This is a genomic window from Pseudoalteromonas tetraodonis (assembly GCF_002310835.1).
Taxonomy (GTDB): Bacteria; Pseudomonadota; Gammaproteobacteria; order Enterobacterales; family Alteromonadaceae; genus Pseudoalteromonas; species Pseudoalteromonas tetraodonis.
Map to the genome: position 1 here is coordinate 701,613 of NZ_CP011041.1, position 17,681 is coordinate 719,293.

Below are 17,681 nucleotides of genomic sequence, written 5' to 3' on the forward strand. Positions count from 1 at the left end.
ATTATCTGCATTTTAAGTTTTACTAAACGCAATTAAATAGAGGTAACAATCTGATAATTATAAATAATTAGAGATTATACTATGGCACATATCACACAGCCACTACCGGCAGCAGAAAACAGCCAAAAACCAGGGTCTACACACACCTTTGCGTTAACATCGCTTACGACCTTGTTTTTTATGTGGGGTTTTCTTACTTGCCTGAACGATATTTTAATTCCGTATTTAAAGGGAATGTTCTCCCTTAATTACACCCAAGCAATGTTGGTACAATTTTGTTTTTTTGGTGCCTACTTTGTTATGTCAATTCCTGCAGGAAAACTCGTTAGTAAAATAGGTTACCAATTTGGTATTGTTGTTGGTTTGGTTGTTGCTTCGATAGGGTGTGCATTATTCTACCCCGCTGCAGAGGCACATGTTTACGAACTATTTTTACTTGCTTTATTTGTGCTTGCTTCAGGGATCACTATTTTACAAGTCTCTGCTAACCCTTATGTAAGCGTATTAGGGCCTGCAAAAACAGCGTCTTCGCGTTTAACTATGACCCAAGCTTTTAACTCTTTAGGAACAACGGTTGCGCCATTATTTGGTAGTTGGTTGATTTTGTCTGAAATTAGTCAAGCTACAGCCGAACAAGTTAAGTTCCCTTACTTAATGCTCAGTGCAAGTTTACTAACACTGGCTATTATTTTTGCTTTTTTGAAGTTACCTAAACTCGGTAAAGCGATTGATAGTGAAGCTGAAAATCAAGGTGACACTGAGTTTGTTGACTTAGGCAGTGTTTGGAAATATCGCCATCTTATTTTGGGCGCAATTGGTATTTTTGTTTATGTAGGTGCTGAAGTTGCGATTGGTAGCTTTTTAGTCGGCTTTTTAACCCTTGACCATATTGCAGGTTTACCTGAGCAACAAGCTGCACATTATATTAGCTATTATTTTGCAGGTGCAATGATAGGGCGATTTGCTGGCGCTGCGATTATGCAAAAATTAAATGCAGCCAAGGTGTTAGCTTGTCATGGTATTTTGGCCGGTGTGTTAGTGTTAATTGCAATGACAGGTCAAGGGTCACTCGCTATGTGGGCTATTTTATTGGTTGGTCTGTGTAACTCTATTATGTTCCCTACTATTTTTAGTTTAGCGCTTCAAGGCTTGGGTAAATACACCTCACAGGGGTCGGGTATTTTATGCTTAGCGATTGTAGGTGGAGCTATTATTCCATTACTACAAGGTATGCTGGCTGACAATATCGGTGTGCAGTTAGCGCTTATACTGCCTATTGGCTGCTATTTATATATTACTTACTTCGCGCTGTTTGGTGCAAAAAAAACAACGTCAACTCGTCTTTAAGTTTTAGGTGAATGCTATGATTATTAAACGAACTTTTTCAGTCACTGCTCTGATGCTAGCAGCAATAACCAGCAGCGGTTGTTCGCAACCCTCTAACAGTGCTAGCGATGCGACAAATCAAAAAGAAATTTGGCCAACAATAGAAACCGGTATTAAAAGCGATGCTCAAATGGAGCAAAAAATCGCAGATATGTTAAAGAGCATGACGCTAGAGCAAAAAATAGCGCAAATGATCCAACCTGAAATTCGTCACATTACGGTTGAAGATATGCGTAAATATGGCTTTGGCTCCTATTTAAACGGCGGTGGCTCGTTTCCAAATAACAATAAACATGCAACCCCCGAAGACTGGGTTGATTTAGCTGAAAAGATGTATCAAGCGTCTATTGATGATTCCCTCGATGGCAGCACGATCCCTACAATGTGGGGCACTGATGCGGTACATGGACACAACAATGTGATTGGTGCGACTTTATTTCCGCATAATATTGGTTTAGGGGCGGCGAACAACCCTGAACTTATTGAAAAAATTGCCGCAGCAACGGCGCGTGAAGTTATGGTTACCGGTATTGACTGGGTATTTGCACCTACGGTTGCCGTAGTGCGAGATGATCGTTGGGGTCGTACTTACGAGGGGTATTCTGAAGACCCTGAAATAGTAAAAGCATATTCAGCCTCAATTGTTAAAGGCTTACAAGGCGCTGTTGATGAAGACTTTTTATCAGATACGCGGGTAGTCAGTACGGTTAAGCATTTTTTAGGTGATGGCGGTACTGTGAATGGCGATGATCAAGGTAATAATATCGCCTCTGAAGAAGAATTATTTGCGCTTCATGCTCAAGGTTATGTTGGTGGTTTGGGTGCAGGTGCACAAACGGTAATGGCCTCGTTTAATAGCTGGCATGGTGAAAAAATTCACGGCAGTAAATATTTACTGACCGATGTGCTTAAAGATAAAATGGGTTTTGATGGCTTTGTTGTCGGTGACTGGAATGGCCACGGGCAGGTTAAAGGTTGTTCTAATAGTAACTGTGCTCAAGCGGCTAATGCGGGCTTAGACGTATACATGGCACCGGATGAGTGGAAACCATTATTTAGCAACTTGGTTAACCAAGCTAATAGCGGTGAAATCCCACTCAGTAGAATTAATGATGCAGTAACGCGTATTTTACGCGTTAAAATGCGTGCAGGGTTATTTGATAAACCAAGCCCTGCGAAGCGTCCCCTGTCTGGAAAAACTGAAATTATTGGTAGTAGCGATCACCGTGCAGTGGCTAAACAGGCTGTACGCGAGTCTTTAGTATTACTTAAAAATAAGCAGCAGTTACTGCCATTATCACCTAAAACCAACGTATTAGTCGCAGGCATAGGGGCTGATAACATAGGTATGCAGTCGGGTGGTTGGAGTGTTACGTGGCAAGGTACAGATAATAAAAACAGTGATTTTCCTGGTGGCAGCTCTATTTATGCAGGTATTAAAGATACTGTAGAGCAAGCTGGTGGCAGTGCAGCGCTGAGCGTTGAAGGGGAATATACAGCACGCCCTGATGTCGCCATTGTTGTATTTGGCGAGCAGCCATATGCAGAGGGTAATGGTGATGTTGATAACCTTGAATACCAGCGCGGTAATAAAAGCGACTTAGCGCTACTGCGTAAGTTTAAAGATGCGGGAATTCCTGTTGTTTCATTATTCATAAGTGGTCGCCCTATGTGGGTTAATGCTGAGCTTAACGCCAGTGATGCGTTCGTTGCTATTTGGCTTCCAGGTAGTGAAGGCGATGCAATTAGCGATGTATTGTTTAAAAATGCAGACGGCTCTACTAATCATGACTTTAAAGGCAAGCTATCTTTTTCATGGCCGAATAACCCAATCGATAATGAAAACAGTAACGACGAAGCTTACAGCCCATTACTTCCTTATGGTTTTGGTTTAACTTACAACGATAGTAATGTCTTAAAAGATAACTTGGTGGAGCAAACTCAACAGGCTGAAAAACTGGATGATTTAGTATTGTTTGAGCGTGCAATTAAAGCTCCGTGGTCACTGGTTTTAAAAAGTGGTGAGCAACAAAAAACGGTGGCGAGCAGTCGCGAGTCATTAGGTGCGGTGAGCATCCAAACATTTGATAAAGAGGTGCAAGAAGATGCACGCGCTATTCGTTTTAATGGCCAAGCACTGGCTGGCGTTAATTTAGCCGCTGCGTTTCCATCTGACTTACGTTCATACGTTGAAAACAATGGTCAGCTGCAAATACAAATTAAACTAGATAAAGCCGCGGCTAGTCCGTTATGGGTTGGTATGGGGTGTGGTGAGAGTTGTCAGGGTAAGTTTGATATTACTGATAACCTTGAGCAATCAGGTCAATGGCAAACATTAAACATCAACTTAAGTTGTTTTGCAGAGCAAGGTGTTGACTTAGCACAAGTGTTCACCCCTTGGCAGTTAAGCACGCAAGGTGATTGGCATGTATCTATTGCTAAGCTGGCTATTACAGCAAATGCTGTCGAGCAAAGTAGTGTTACTTGTAAGTAGTCAATAATCTATTAATAAGCATCAATAAGCAGGTACTAAATGTACCTGCTTATTGCTTTAAAACCGCGTATACAAAAACCTGCCAAATTAGTCCCTTCTTACTTTCATTCCATTCTATGTGATTGATTATATTCAGCTCAATAGTTATCATAAAAACATAATAAAACTGCATTCGCTTTTGCGTTAATTATTTGAGAGTATGCCGAAATATTAAACGCGTTATGTAATTAACAGGTGAGAAAATGAATCAAATAAAGCTGGCTTCGCAGAACATACAGCCTTCAAAAATAGTCTGTGTGGGGCGCAATTACAGTGCGCATATTGCTGAATTAAACAACGAACACCCTGAGCAAATGGTAATTTTTAATAAGCCTAATAGCGCGATCACTAATACCTTACTCTCTTCCCATAACGGTGATACGTTGCATTATGAAACTGAATTATGCTTTGTGGTTAAAAATAAACAACTTGTGGGCGTAGCGATTGGACTTGATTTGACTAAGCGAGCTTTGCAAAGCAGTTTAAAAGAAAAGGGCTTGCCGTGGGAACGTGCTAAAGCATTCGATGGCTCAGCATTATTTAGTGATTTTATTGAGTTAACGCCAGAAATGACATCGTTTATATTTGAATTACATATTGATGGCAAGCCGGTTCAACATGGTGATAGCCAACTTATGTTGCACCAACCTGCACAAATATTGGCTGAGGTTAGTCAGTTTATGAGCCTCGAAGAAGGCGACATTATTATGACTGGCACGCCTGCTGGCGTAGGGATGGTTAGTACTGGACGAGAGTTCAACGTTGCTCTTTATTCTGGTCAGCAGTGTTTATTGGAGCATCATTGGTCTGTGAGTCAAAGTTAATTATGTGTTGATAATATTGTTTATCAAAATTATCGATATGTTCACTTAGCCAGTGTCGCTGGCTTAGTTGATGAGCCGCTGATTCTAGTATGGCACTTTCTAATGCCGCATTAATTTTCTTAATTGCCTGATTAGCAAAATCATTAGGCGCATTAGTCGCACAGCCTACAGCTCCTTTGATTAATGAGCGCGTATTTTGAGCTATGGGTATACTAACGATTTTTATAGGGTGTTGTTGCTGGTTAAAGTAACTGGCCATAAAAGGGTAATCGAGCGAGTAGTCTAAAAAGCCATGCCTCAACCTATCGATCACAACGCCACTCTCATTATCACTACTTAAGCTCAAGGACACGTTATGATGGCTCAAAGAGTTTTCAATAATCATATTTATGTGTGGTGAAAAACGTCGTGCTGCGGCTTGTCCATAGGTAAAGCGTTCATCGCTAAGTAAACTAATTAAATTTATAGGATTACCATGTGCTTTAGTAAGTGTTTCTGCTTTTTGGTTAGTTGTAATAATACTAAACTCAGGGTAGATAGAGGTAGGACGTGAGTATGTATAGACTTCGTTGGTGCTCTTTTTATGGATTACGCATGGAAAGCAGACATTTTTGCCTTCTTTGATATATTTATTAATTCGTTTTTGTGGAACAAATAATCGAGTATGTTTTACATCCTTTATACTACTGATTAGTTGCTTAGTTAAATTATCACACAAGCCCATTTGAGTATTCTCTGAGTCTAAGTGAAAAGGTGGTGTGTTGCTTTGTAGCCATAAAATTTCAGTGAGCTGATTTTTAGATTGGCTAATACTGTTACTCGAGAATATTAAAAATAGCAGGCAGAAATAACGAGCTGTATCCATAAAAAGCTGATAATTCTTTATTAAATGACTGTATTTAATTATACCTTAGCGCTTAAAAAATAAACATAAAGAATAGCAAAGAATCAACATTATTGAATAACATTTACCCTTTGCTTGATTTCATTAGTAAGGCATTGGATTATTTCTAAATATAATATCAATCGCTGATAACACGTCATCGCTCAGTGTTAGGTCAAACGCATCAATGTCTTCCTTTAATTGCGCCATAGTAGTGGCACCAATAATAGATGATGTCACTCCATCAACTTGATTACTCCAAGCCAGCGCTAATTGAGCTGGGGTGATAGCGTGTGCATGGGCAAGTTCAACATACTCTTTGGTCGCCTGTTGTGATTGTGGCGTATCACGAAAAATACCGTTACGCTGCATAAATGTCCAGCGGGAGCCTTCAGGGCGTGCTCCATTTAGGTATTTACCGGTTAATAGCCCTGCGGCCAATGGTGACCAAGGTAAATAAGCAATATCTTCATGTACACATTGTTCTATTAAATAAGGCCAATCTTTGGCATGTACTAGGCTAAACTCGTTTTGGATAGACACCATTTTTGGCAAGTTATGCTCTTTTGATAAATTTAAAAATTGGCTAATTCCCCAAGGCGTATCATCAGAAAGCCCACAATGCTTAATTTTTCCTGCTTTAACACACGCATCTAACCCCTCTAAAATATCAAGCATATCAGCGGTGTGTTGTTTTGCATCGACATCAGTAAATTTAAGCATGCCAGGCCATTGCCTTGCAAAATGAGGAGTGCGACGATTTGGCCAATGTAATTGGTATAAGTCAATATAATCTGTTTGTAAGCGCTTTAGAGACTGATCAACGGCATCAATAACAGCTTGGCGAGTAATATCACCGCCATCACGGATCCATGAAAGCCCATTACCGGCAATTTTAGTTGCAATAACAATGTCTTTTCGTTTTTGTGAATTACGTGCTATCCAATTGCCTATAATTTCTTCTGTTTTACCGTAGGTATCGGGAGAGGGAGGAACAGCATACATTTCTGCTGTATCAATAAAGTTCACACCCTGCTCAAGCGCATAGGCTATCTGTTGGTCGGCATCATGCTGAGTGTTTTGTACTCCCCAGGTCATGCTACCTAAACACACTCTTGAAACGCTAACACCACTACTGCCTAATTGACTATATTGCATTGCTAATCCTAATTATTCGGTTTGAGAGTTTGCTTTTAAAGCCGATAACAATGGCTCAGTGATCGTGGCTTTTTGGCCTGTTTTAAAGTCAAACATCACCACTTTTGACATGCCGGTGGTTGTTATCGCGTTTTGTGCATGACTAAACACACTGTAGTTCATTACAAAGCGGTCAGATTTAATATCACTAATGGTAATACCTACGCTCAATGTGTCGGGAAAGGTAACTGGACGCTTATAGCGAATATTATTTTCACTGATCACAGGCCCCGTGGCTTTAGCATTAATAGTATCAAATAAATTTAATTTATTTAAAAAATCGATTCTGGCTATTTCAAAATAACGCAGGTAAACACAGTTATTAACATGCTGTAGGGCATCCATATCGCCCCATGCCACAGTGATATCGGTATGAATAGGGTATTGTTGTTTAAACGTTTCCATGTATTTATTGCTCTTAGTTTTAAAGCATTTAGATTAGCAATATGGTCGGATGAGCTCAAGGGAATTATAACTAGGGGTGGAGCTATTCTGTATTGCCCTCATGGATGTAAATAAGGGACGTAAGCAGGACATGGAAGCTTTGCGCCTTTTTTATTTAAACAATTAGGCTATAAACCTCGCGCCGTGAGTAAACTGCCTCAGATTGAACAAACCTTAACCTTAAAAGAACAACAGTGCTAAATAAAAACCCTTGAGTAAAAATTGTACCTCTTTAAATTCATGGCTATAGTAACTATTAACACACAAGGAGATAACTATGCAGAATATAATTAATTGGTTATTGGCATGCACCGTTTTTATAGCGTCGTTTACTTGTTACGCTATGGGTAATGAGGCTGGGGCAATTGTTTTGATTTTATTAGGCTTTTCTTTAGAAATTTTATTTTGGATGTATTGTTTTAATAAGCCAAAGAAAAGTAAACGCTCTTTTTAAGCAATAACATGCTTGCTAATTAAAAGTGATTCCACAATAATGGCTGTATAAATAAACAGTTGTTATTGTGTGATGAAAAAGTTTATTCATATAGATATGGACTGCTTTTATGCGGCCGTAGAAATGCGCGACAATCCTAAGCTTGCAAGCGTACCGCTGGCAATTGGCGGAAATAGTCGCCGTGGAGTGCTCTCTACCGCTAACTATATTGCTAGAGAGTATGGGGTGCGCTCTGCTATGTCTAACTATCATGCCAAACAGCTTTGCCCTGACTTAGTTATTGTGCCTGGCAGAATGGCTGTTTATAAACAAGTATCAACACAGATCCGCGCCATTTTTAACCGCTATACTGACCTTGTAGAACCTCTTTCGCTTGATGAAGCATATTTAGATGTGAGCCATAGTACTGCTTTTAAAGGTAGTGCAACGTTAATTGCTGAGCAAATTCGTACCGATATTTTTAATACCACAGGACTGACTGCATCTGCAGGGATTGCCCCAATTAAATTTATAGCCAAAATTGCTAGTGATGAAAATAAGCCCAATGGCCAATTTGTAGTATTGCCTGAGCAGGTTGACTCGTTTTTAGCCCAATTGCCATTAGGTAAAATTCCAGGGGTGGGTAAAGTAACTCTAGAAAAGCTTAATTTAAAAGGGTTATACACGGGGCAAGATGTGCGCGAAAAAGGGGCTAATTGGATGCAACAGCATGTGGGTAATTTTGGTGTGTCGTTATATCAAAAGTGCATGGGTGAGCATATAGGGCGCGTTTCCACCGAGCGGGTACGTAAGTCATTGAGTGTGGAACATACTTATGAATACAACAAAAACAGCCTAGATGAATGCCTTGAACAATTACCGCAACTGTTAGATGAACTCGTGGTTCGATTAAATAAACAGCAACTACAACATAAAATTAATAAATTAAGTGTTAAAGTTAAATTTGCTAATTTTGTAGTGACCTCAGCAGATCAAGCTGCGCATCAATTAAACACGGCTATTTTTAAAGAGTTACTCGCCAAAGCCTATCAACGTGGATTACAACAACCGGTGCGCTTATTAGGAATTGGCGTGGGTATTAAAAATCAACCAGAGCATAATTTACAGCTCAGTATTTTAGATGTGTAAAACGTGTAACTCCAAGTTGCCAGTAAATATGCAGGTTATCGCAGTTCACTGGTTATAAATTGCTAAATAAATAATAATAGGGACTACGTTTTCTAACAGGATCCTTTTTTATGGCATATCCAAAAGCAGTACTGGCTAAGCCGGTAAGTGCAAGCCTAGATTGTACATCGCATGATGCACTTATTATTATCAGCAACGACTTTTCTCATTTACCAAATACGCCACTGCGTGATGCAATTTTAGACCAAGCCCAAGTAGACTCTCGCATAGGCAATCAAGTCACCTTGTTAGTGATTGCCGGTAAACGTGTCGTGTTAGCGCCAACAGGCCCTTTAAACAGAGATTATGACGACGTTCGTCGTTATTTTGATGCAGCCAAATTAGCCATTAATGAGGCAAAAGCATCAGGTAGTGTTAACCCTGCTATTTATTTACCCGCTTTAAATACGGATAGCCGTTATCAACATGCTCTTGAAGTGGCTTACTTGGGCGCATGCCAAGCATTATGGCAACCCCTAGAAGCGCGTGAGTTTCATGGTCAAGGTATTGAACCTATTACTCAAATAGGCTTAATTGATGCCAATGAGCAAACAATCAAAGCAGTCAATGCGTTAGCTGCGGGGCAATATGCCGCACGTGATTTATGTGGCACCGAGCCTGAACGCATGGCCCCCCCACGTTTTGCTGATTATTGTACTGAGTTATTTGAAAACAGTGCGGTGAGCGTTGATGTGATTGATGATTTAGCTGCCATTGATAAGCATTACCCCATGCTAAGTACCGTTGCTCGCGCATCATATGCGGTAGAGCGTCATCATCCACGCGTTGTTAAACTTGAATACGTGCCTGAGGGCGAAGTAACCCGAACACTGATGTTTGTTGGTAAAGGTTTAGTCTATGACACGGGCGGTGCAGATTTAAAAGTCGGTGGTTTTATGGCGGGCATGAGCCGCGATAAAGGCGGTGCGGCCTCGGTTGCTGGATTTATGAAAGCAGTAGCCGATTATCAGCCTAAAGGGGTTAAAGTGATTGCCTTTTTAGCGGTTGTACGCAACTCTATTGGTTCAGATTGTTTTGTCCCTGATGAAATAATTACTAGCCGTGAAGGTGTGCGAGTACGTATTGGTAATACCGATGCCGAAGGGCGTTTAGCTATGGGGGATTTACTTAGTGAAATGAAAGATTTAGCTAAAAATGAAATAAATCCAACGTTGTTTACAGTGGCAACCTTAACAGGGCACGCTGCGCGCGCGATGGGGCCTTATGGCGCATATGTTGAGAATGGCCCCGCGCGTAGTGCTAATATTTCACGCCAATTGGCCGATTGTGGTGATTTATGGGCTGACGGTGCTGAAGTGTCACGTTCACGCCGTGAAGATTATGATTTTATAAAACCACGCACTTTAGCTGACGATGTGCTTTCTAGTAATAATGCAGCTTCTGCTGTCACAGCGCGCGGCCATCAATTCCCTATGGCATTTTTAGCTGTGGTAGGTGGATTAGATAAGCATGGCAGTGAATCTACTTTACCACTTCCTTATGTACATATGGATATTGCTGGTAGTGGCGTTGAAGGCGGTGACTGGCAACATGGTAAACCAACTGCAGCGTCAGTAAGCAGTTTATTTGCCCGCTATTGTTTATAACTCCCTATAAATAATCCTAAAAAGCCCTGAAAATCAGGGCTTTTTAATTGGTGGAAGATATTTATTATCCGGAGTTAAGGTTAACTAAGCTTAAAGCGCGATACCACGCTTGATAACTCAACACTGCTTTGTTTGAGTTTGTCGCTAGCGCGAGTTAAATCTTTGGTGTTACCCAATGATTGCTCTGTAGATTGTGATAAATCGTTAATTCTTAAATTCACCTCGTCTGCGGCTGATGTTTGCTGCTCTGTGGCGCGAGCAATTTGGCCGTTCATATCGGTGATCACCGATACCAGCCTGTCTATTTCATCAAGTGATGCATTAGCTGAAGAGGCTTGTTCAACCGTAGAAATAGAAATCTCTTGGCTAGATTTTACCGCTTCAACTGCAGCTTTAGCCCCTTCTTGCAGCTTAGCTATCATAGCTTGAATCTCATCAGTGCTTTTACCTGTCCGGCTGGCAAGTGTTCTTACTTCGTCGGCTACAACTGCAAAGCCTCTTCCATGTTCACCTGCTCTTGCAGCTTCAATAGCTGCGTTTAGCGCTAACAGATTGGTTTGTTCAGCAATGCTTCTAATAACATCAAGTACCGAGCCAATATTATTACTCTCTTGAGCAAGGTCGGCGGTCACTTTGCTCACGGTTTCTATATTACTAGAGAGGGTTTCAATGGCGGTAATGGTTTTCGACACTACATTTTTACCCGTTGATGCATTACTAGCAGCATCATTTGCGGCTTGCTCAGCAGCTTCGGCATTACGGCTAACATCATGAATTTGATGAGTCATTTGCTCCATTGCCGCGGCTACTTGGGTTGAGCTGTCGTTTTGAAGTTCAATGAATGATTGGCTGGTTTTGCTAGAATCATCGACTGCATGGGCATGCTCGTTTACATCGTTTGCGCTTTTGGCAACCAGCACCAAAGACTCCCTAATTTTAGAGACAAACAAGTTAAATGACCGCGACAGCTGAGATATTTCATCATTGCCATTTTCGTTGAGAGTACGGGTTAAATCCCCCTCACCTTGAGATATATCTTTCATCATTTCAGCTGCTAAACGAGTCGGCGTTAAAATACTGCGACCAATAAAGTAGCTAAAAAGTACGACAACGACGATCATAATCATTACATTGATAACGATAATAGTACGTTGCTGCGAAAAGGTGTTGTCTATGGTATCAAGGTAAACGCCCGAGCCGATGATCCATTGCCATTGATTAAAGCCTTTTACATACGCAATTTTATCTACGGGTTTGTCGCTGCCGGGTTTTGGCCACTTGTAAGGCACATAGCCTTCGCCGGATTTTTTAACAACATCAACCATTTCAACAAACAAAGGGGTGCCATCAGGGTCTTTATTATTCGTTAAATCTTTCCCTTCAAGGGCTGGTTTAATTGGGTGCATTACCATGGCTGGCTGATAATTGTTGATCCAAAAATAGTTAGTATCATCGTAACGCAATGAGCGTATTGAGGCCATCGCTTGAGATTGTGCTTGTGCACGAGTGAGTGTTTGACTTTGTTCAAGCGCTGCGTAGTGTGTAATGATGCTATAAGCAGTTTCCACCACATTTTTAGTTTTTAGATATTGCTCATTTTTAAGCGATTTATATTGATTACTTAAACTCGAAATACTCAATACAATTAAACCAAAAATTACAATCCCTACTAAAATGGCTAAACGTTGAAATATAGTAAAACGACGGAGGTTTGGCATATGCATGTTCCCGTATTAGAGCATTACTTCTCTTAAATAAGCATAGTTAAAATATAGGCTAATACGGTTTTATTTTCCTTATATTGTATTTTTAATACTCTCTTTATTAACTAGTTTGCGTAAATACAATAAAAAGGATAGGCCGAACTTTTACTTAACGGGTGCTTATAATGAATTTAATTATTGTTTGTTGACGTTTCAATATAGCTTATCTGCATAAAAAAAGGCTGATACTTATATCAGCCTTTAGTCGAATAATTAACCCAGTTTTAGTTACTTTATATTAAAATTACGGTTAAAGAAGTTTGTAATAGTTTGATGTAAATGAGTTTGAACTTGTTTACCGCGAAGGCTATGTTTTGAGCCCGGGTAAGTCATCATTTCAAACTGTTGATTGTTATCTTGCAGCTGTTTAAACAATTTAGTGGCATGGGTAAATAATACGTTGTCATCGGCCATGCCATGGTAAATCATTAATGGGCCTTTTAAGCCTTCAGCGTATGGGAACACAGCACTGTCGATATAGCCTTGGGCATTAGTATCTGGGTGACCCAAATAGCGCTCGGTGTAATGGGTGTCGTATAGAGCCCAGTCGGTAACCGGAGCACCAGATACACCCGCGCTAAAGTAATCGCCTGCTTTAAACATAGTCATCAGCGCCATATAACCACCGTAGCTGTGGCCATAAATACCAATGCGAGCAGGGTCTACGTAATCAAGGGTACGTAAAAACTCAACGCCTTTGATTTGATCCGCCACTTCTACAACGCCTAAGTGCTTATAAATTGCATCTTCAAACTTTTTACCGCGATTGTAAGAGCCTCGGTTATCAAGTTGAAAAATTACATAACCTTGTTGCGCCATGTATTGAAAATATAAATTTTTACTGCGCCAGCTATTGGTTACTCGCTGAGCATGAGGACCACCGTAAACGTTGACAATAACCGGATGCTTTTTACCCTTTGCCATATTTGCTGGTTTAAATAAACGGTAATGCATAATTTGGCCGTCTTCAGCGGTAATTGTTCCGTATTCGGGCTGGGCTAAATCAGTTAGATACGGGGTAAGTGGGTGAGAGTCATCAAGCTTATTCTCTTCAAGCCACGTAATAAACTCACCATTAATTTTGCGCAGTGCAGCTGAATTTGGCTTATTAACCGATGAGCTATTATCAATGAAAGTTTTATTATCTTTAGCTAGAACGACATTATGGTATTGGCCTTTTTCAGTAATGCGCTTCATACCCCCTTTTTTAAATAAAGGCGCACTGTATAAATGGCTCTCTAGCGGGGTATCTTTACGTGCAGCAAAGTAAACAACGCCATTTTTTTCATCTATCCCTTTTAGGCTATCTACGATCCAATCACCTGCGGTAATCTGGCGGATAAGTTGGCCGTTATTACGATATAAATAAAGGTGCTTAAATCCATCGCGCTCTGAGGCCCATACAAAATGCTTTTTATCTTTTAAAAATTCAAGGTCAAAATGCAAGTTGATCCAGGTATCACTTTTTTCAGTTAAAGCAACGGTTTGCTGTTTTGTTTTAGTGTTGTAAAAACGTAGTTCTAAGTTATGTTGCGAGCGGTTTTGCCATTGATAAGAGAGCGTATTGCTGTCGTTTCGCCACTTAGCGCGGGCAATATAAATATCTTTATCGTCGCCTAAGTCAATCCAGTCAACTGCTTGATCATTAAGCTTTACCACCCCAAGTTGAATGTCAACATTATTGGTGCCAGTAAATGGATAACGCTGGTTAAATAGTTTTACTTCATCAGCATAAATTTCGTTACGAATCGCTTCTTGAACAGGGCTTTCATCAACGCGAGTAAAGGCGATTTTAGATTCATCATTTGCCCACCAATAACCGGTCATACGGCTCATTTCTTCTTGCGCCACAAATTCTGCCATGCCGTTTTTAATTACGCCACCGCCATCTTTACTTAACTGAATTTCTTTACCTGAAGCCAGCTCTAGTGCATATAGGTTTTGCTCTCGGATAAAGGATACGAAATTTCCTTTTGGAGAAAAACGCGCATCGGTTTCAAATGCGTCTGTGTTAGTCAGCTTTTTACTATTTTTAGCATCTAAGTCATAGTAATAAAGATCGCCATTAAGAGGGAATAACAGTGCTTTCCCATCTTTTGACCATTTATATTCAAGGATACCTTTTCCAAAAATACGTTGGCGTTCGCGGCGTGCTTTTTCTTCATCGGAGAGATTTTCTGGGCCTGAAAATAACTGCGCCGAATCAACTAACAACCGGTTGGTATTATCTTTTAAATTATATTCCCATAAATCGTAGCGGTTATAGTCATCGGTTTTACCTTGTAAGTAGGTAACCCGGCTACCATCAGGCGAAAACTTAAGTTGTACCGGAGATTTGCCTGCTAAGCTCGGATCATCAAATATACGCTCAAGCGTTAGCGGCTCAGCTTCTGCGCTTAATGCGCCCGCGAGTAGGGGAATTGCCAGTGAGAGGTGTTTTAGTTTTTTTAACACAGGATTGCCTTTACTTACATAAAATTATCTCGATGGTAAAGCACAAGCGTGTGCAACTGCAACTAAATGCTATAAAGTGTGCGGTAAAATAATCTAAGGACTTTAACATGAGCAAAACATCATTTACCTTAGCACCTGAACTGAAAAGAGATTGTATTGAACTGACTGATTGGCCACTTTGTAAGGTGTTGCTATTAAACGACAGCCAATATCCTTGGTTTGTATTGGTCCCCAGAATAGCGGGTTTAAAAGAGATTATTGATTTAACCGAGCAGCAACAAATTACTTATTTACACGAGTCAGCGAAACTCAGTCATTTGTTAATGGAGGTGTTTAATCCTGATAAGTTAAATGTAGCCGCATTGGGTAATATGGTGCCACAACTACATATTCATCATATCGCGCGTTTTAAAACAGATATTGCGTGGCCTGCGCCGGTATGGGGCAAGTTTCCGAGTGTGCCTTATACTCATGAGCAGATAGAGCAATTAAAAGCGCATTTTTAAAAATCAAAATGAGTTACTTTGAGGGGATAGTATGAAATTAATCAAACAACTCTGTACAAGTGTATTTATTGCAGCCATTGCAGTGTCAGCAGTGATAGCGGGCGAGCAGCCAGTAGCTATAGATGTGGTAAATAACGCTAATATTAAAAACTTTGCAGCACATAACAACTTAGTTTTTTCAGCAGCGCAACCGACTGATGAGCAGTTTAAGCAACTGTCACAAGCTAATGTTAAGCATGTTATTAATTTACGTGCAGCAGATGAGCAAGACTGGGATGAAGGCGCGTTAGTCAATTCTTTAGGAATGAATTACCACGCAATTGAGATTGCAGGTGCACAAGATGTAAACATCGACAATACAAAACGATTAGCTAGCCTTTTAGAAGAACTTAAAGGTGAGTCAGTGGTTGTTCATTGTGCGAGCAGTAATCGTGTTGGTGCGCTAATGGCTATTTCAGCTCATCAACAAGGTGCAGATATAGAGTCTGCGATTGAAACCGGAAAGCAGTGGGGAATGGCAAGCCTTGAGCCGGTTGTTCGTAAAGTGATGAGTGATAAATAATTCAAATAATAAAAAAAGCGTTACAGTGTAACGCTTTTTTTATGAGAGCTAATTTAGCGCATATTAATTAAGGCCAAGTACATCTTTACCTTGTTTGAAGGTTACATCTACAGGGATGTTCGCTTTGCTTAACTTTTCTAAATCTTTAGCTAGTTCCGCTTTAATATCGCCATGAGTTGCAATCAGTTGATCAACTTTTTCGTAATCACCGTCACCTTGCAGGGTTAAAATAAGGCGCGATAATTTAGCCATAGCGTCGCCCATTTTATCCATGTTGATGCTATACAAGCCGTCTTCATTTTTAGAGAAGGCACCTTCTTGAGCAAAAAAGTTAAAGCGGATCATGTTTGCTTTACCATGTGCACTTGATGCACCGAAACGCACAGAGCGGAAAATACCCGCCATAAAGGTGGTGTAGTAATCTTCTAACGTCCCTTCAGTGATTTCCCCTTTTTTAAGTAACTGTTCAACCATGTACAGACCAAGAATATCTGCTTTACCTTCTTCCAAGGCGCTAGCATGCTCTTGTAGAGATTGGCGAACGGTACCTTTGCCGGTAATAGTATTTTTAATACCTAAACCGTGAGCTACTTCATGGAACATAGTGTTAGCAAAAAATGCATCAAAGGTAATGTGTTTACGTTGCTCTGGCACAATTAACTGCTCTGCGATAGGGACTAAAATTTTATCAAACTTCGCTCGCATTGCATTTTTAAGCTGTAAGCGACGTGTGCCTTTTTCTAGCTGTACTTGCTCATCATTTGGTAAGTTAATTGCAATGGTTTTACTGCCGGCATTTGAGTGCCCAGCATAATAAACAACATCGTAGGCATTTAAGTCAGCATCTGAGCCAGGTACTTCTTGCTTGTACTTGCTATCAACAGGTAAGCCTTTTTGCAGCTCAGGTAAAAAGGCAGCAAATTTAGCCAGGCGTTCGCTCCATTTTAAATCTTTAATTAGTACATACGATTCATAGGCAGCACGGTAACCAAATAATTGGTCTTCGTAGTTTTCAATTGGGCCAATAACAACATCGATAGGATTATTTTTCATATCCATCCAAGCAAAGTCAGAGGCTTGGAAATCATCGCTTTGTATTGCGTCAGCTCGTAAGTTTAGGTAGTTGGCAAATTCTTTGTCGTCAGCTAATTTGCTAGCGTCTCTAAGTAACTTAGCTGTTTGGGCAAGTTCTACGGCATATTCTTCTGAATAAGGCGTGCTGTATAAATTACCTAGTTCATCGCGTTTAATAAGTGAGTAAAGCCCTGTTTTATCTTTTACATCAGCGTTATTAAGCTCTTCTTTGGTGATGTCGGCCGGATAAAAACCTGCCCCAAGCGGCTTTTCTTTGTAGCCAGATAAAAATACTTCATCGCCATTTAAGCGATCCCATGGGCCGTAGTTTATATCTGCAAACTGACGTACTTTTTCATCATCTAATTGTGCTAAAAAGCTTTGTTTATCTTCACCAAATGCTTGTTTCCAAAATAAATCGTCCATAATTTTTGAAGCATCAATAAGCTTGGCAACCATGGCTTTTTGGTTCTCAGATAAGTGTGACAAATCGCTTTGTAAGCTAAAGTCTGTGTATATGTCTAAGCGTTGACGGTCAATATTAACGAGTGTTGGCCCAGAAGGCGCTTGAGAAGCCGTTGGCGCTGAGCTTTGCGGCGTATTGTTTGAAGACGGTGCTTGCTCAGAACAGGCACTAAGAAAAACGATGCCAGAGAGCAGTATTGCTTGGCTAATTTTATTTAAGATCATTATATTGCCTTTAAAAAGTCTATTTTATAACTTGTATACTGTAAGTTAAGGTACTGAATGAGTATTAGTGTGCCTTAGCATGCTTGCATTAAAGCAAAACATACTAGCAAATAGCAAGTATTAGACGTTAGAGTGCA

Annotated in this window: 14 protein-coding genes; 8 read left to right on the forward strand and 6 right to left on the reverse strand. The window is 40.3% G+C overall.

The window, feature by feature from the left end; genetic code table 11:
- Nucleotides 1-81: 81 nt before the first annotated feature.
- The 3 genes from PTET_RS03300 to PTET_RS03310 all read left to right on the forward strand — a co-directional run bounded on the left by PTET_RS03300 (nt 82) and on the right by PTET_RS03310 (nt 4,743).
- On the forward strand, nt 82-1,347 hold the full coding sequence (locus PTET_RS03300; RefSeq protein WP_028834342.1) for a sugar MFS transporter: 1,266 nt from the start codon (nt 82-84) through the stop codon (nt 1,345-1,347).
- A 16-nt stretch (nt 1,348-1,363) separates the two neighbouring features.
- Complete coding sequence (locus tag PTET_RS03305; protein ID WP_096038189.1) at nt 1,364-3,880, forward strand: glycoside hydrolase family 3 protein; 2,517 nt, start codon at nt 1,364-1,366, stop codon at nt 3,878-3,880.
- A 242-nt stretch (nt 3,881-4,122) separates the two neighbouring features.
- The gene (locus tag PTET_RS03310; RefSeq protein ID WP_096038190.1) at nt 4,123-4,743 is read left to right on the forward strand and encodes a fumarylacetoacetate hydrolase family protein; all 621 of its coding nucleotides are present in this window, start codon (nt 4,123-4,125) and stop codon (nt 4,741-4,743) included.
- Here the strand turns inward: PTET_RS03310 and PTET_RS03315 are convergent.
- From PTET_RS03315 to PTET_RS03325, 3 genes are all read right to left on the reverse strand, one after another.
- Nucleotides 4,676-5,608, reverse strand: a complete 933-nt coding sequence (locus tag PTET_RS03315; protein ID WP_096038191.1) for an ABC transporter substrate-binding protein — start codon at nt 5,606-5,608, stop codon at nt 4,676-4,678. The two genes, PTET_RS03310 and PTET_RS03315, sit on opposite strands and share 68 nt — an antisense overlap.
- 123 nt (nt 5,609-5,731) lie before the next feature.
- On the reverse strand, nt 5,732-6,784 hold the full coding sequence (locus PTET_RS03320; RefSeq protein WP_028834339.1) for an aldo/keto reductase: 1,053 nt from the start codon (nt 6,782-6,784) through the stop codon (nt 5,732-5,734).
- Between the two features lie 12 nt (nt 6,785-6,796).
- On the reverse strand, nt 6,797-7,228 hold the full coding sequence (locus tag PTET_RS03325) for an acyl-CoA thioesterase (RefSeq protein ID WP_096038192.1): 432 nt from the start codon (nt 7,226-7,228) through the stop codon (nt 6,797-6,799).
- Between the two features lie 316 nt (nt 7,229-7,544).
- On the opposite strand from PTET_RS03325, the gene PTET_RS19020 reads away from it, so the two are divergent.
- From PTET_RS19020 to PTET_RS03335, 3 genes are all read left to right on the forward strand, one after another.
- Nucleotides 7,545-7,721, forward strand: a complete 177-nt coding sequence (locus tag PTET_RS19020) for a hypothetical protein (RefSeq protein ID WP_013464196.1) — start codon at nt 7,545-7,547, stop codon at nt 7,719-7,721.
- A 72-nt stretch (nt 7,722-7,793) separates the two neighbouring features.
- The gene (dinB, locus tag PTET_RS03330; protein ID WP_033102619.1) at nt 7,794-8,849 is read left to right on the forward strand and encodes a DNA polymerase IV; all 1,056 of its coding nucleotides are present in this window, start codon (nt 7,794-7,796) and stop codon (nt 8,847-8,849) included.
- Between the two features lie 110 nt (nt 8,850-8,959).
- Nucleotides 8,960-10,495 (forward strand): M17 family metallopeptidase, encoded by a 1,536-nt coding sequence (locus PTET_RS03335; RefSeq protein WP_096038193.1) that lies wholly within the window; start codon nt 8,960-8,962, stop codon nt 10,493-10,495.
- Between the two features lie 80 nt (nt 10,496-10,575).
- On the opposite strand, the gene PTET_RS03340 is transcribed toward PTET_RS03335, so the two are convergent.
- Complete coding sequence (locus tag PTET_RS03340; RefSeq protein ID WP_096038904.1) at nt 10,576-12,213, reverse strand: methyl-accepting chemotaxis protein; 1,638 nt, start codon at nt 12,211-12,213, stop codon at nt 10,576-10,578.
- A gap of 273 nt (nt 12,214-12,486) precedes the next feature.
- A complete protein-coding gene (locus tag PTET_RS03345; RefSeq protein WP_096038194.1) occupies nt 12,487-14,712 on the reverse strand; it encodes a S9 family peptidase in 2,226 nt (741 codons plus the stop codon).
- 107 nt (nt 14,713-14,819) lie between these two features.
- On the opposite strand from PTET_RS03345, the gene PTET_RS03350 reads away from it, so the two are divergent.
- The gene (locus PTET_RS03350) at nt 14,820-15,218 is read left to right on the forward strand and encodes an HIT domain-containing protein (protein WP_096038195.1); all 399 of its coding nucleotides are present in this window, start codon (nt 14,820-14,822) and stop codon (nt 15,216-15,218) included.
- 31 nt (nt 15,219-15,249) lie between these two features.
- Nucleotides 15,250-15,780, forward strand: a complete 531-nt coding sequence (locus PTET_RS03355) for a phosphatase domain-containing putative toxin (protein WP_096038196.1) — start codon at nt 15,250-15,252, stop codon at nt 15,778-15,780.
- A gap of 63 nt (nt 15,781-15,843) precedes the next feature.
- Here PTET_RS03355 and PTET_RS03360 read toward each other — a convergent pair whose 3' ends face one another.
- Nucleotides 15,844-17,544 carry a dipeptidyl-peptidase 3 family protein gene (locus tag PTET_RS03360; protein ID WP_090494557.1) on the reverse strand — a complete coding sequence of 567 codons (1,701 nt, stop codon included), beginning with the start codon at nt 17,542-17,544 and terminating at the stop codon, nt 15,844-15,846.
- Between the last annotated feature and the right edge of the window lie 137 nt (nt 17,545-17,681).

What these genes read in the sequence shown, in the direction of transcription:
- PTET_RS03300 (WP_028834342.1), top strand. Translation starts at nt 82, where the DNA reads ATGGCACATATCACACAGCCACTACCGGCAGCAGAAAACAGCCAAAAA.
- PTET_RS03305 (WP_096038189.1), top strand. Translation starts at nt 1,364, where the DNA reads ATGATTATTAAACGAACTTTTTCAGTCACTGCTCTGATGCTAGCAGCA.
- PTET_RS03310 (WP_096038190.1), top strand. Translation starts at nt 4,123, where the DNA reads ATGAATCAAATAAAGCTGGCTTCGCAGAACATACAGCCTTCAAAAATA.
- PTET_RS03315 (WP_096038191.1), bottom strand. Translation starts at nt 5,608, where the DNA reads ATGGATACAGCTCGTTATTTCTGCCTGCTATTTTTAATATTCTCGAGT.
- PTET_RS03320 (WP_028834339.1), bottom strand. Translation starts at nt 6,784, where the DNA reads ATGCAATATAGTCAATTAGGCAGTAGTGGTGTTAGCGTTTCAAGAGTG.
- PTET_RS03325 (WP_096038192.1), bottom strand. Translation starts at nt 7,228, where the DNA reads ATGGAAACGTTTAAACAACAATACCCTATTCATACCGATATCACTGTG.
- PTET_RS19020 (WP_013464196.1), top strand. Translation starts at nt 7,545, where the DNA reads ATGCAGAATATAATTAATTGGTTATTGGCATGCACCGTTTTTATAGCG.
- dinB (WP_033102619.1), top strand. Translation starts at nt 7,794, where the DNA reads ATGAAAAAGTTTATTCATATAGATATGGACTGCTTTTATGCGGCCGTA.
- PTET_RS03335 (WP_096038193.1), top strand. Translation starts at nt 8,960, where the DNA reads ATGGCATATCCAAAAGCAGTACTGGCTAAGCCGGTAAGTGCAAGCCTA.
- PTET_RS03340 (WP_096038904.1), bottom strand. Translation starts at nt 12,213, where the DNA reads ATGCCAAACCTCCGTCGTTTTACTATATTTCAACGTTTAGCCATTTTA.
- PTET_RS03350 (WP_096038195.1), top strand. Translation starts at nt 14,820, where the DNA reads ATGAGCAAAACATCATTTACCTTAGCACCTGAACTGAAAAGAGATTGT.
- PTET_RS03355 (WP_096038196.1), top strand. Translation starts at nt 15,250, where the DNA reads ATGAAATTAATCAAACAACTCTGTACAAGTGTATTTATTGCAGCCATT.
- PTET_RS03360 (WP_090494557.1), bottom strand. Translation starts at nt 17,544, where the DNA reads ATGATCTTAAATAAAATTAGCCAAGCAATACTGCTCTCTGGCATCGTT.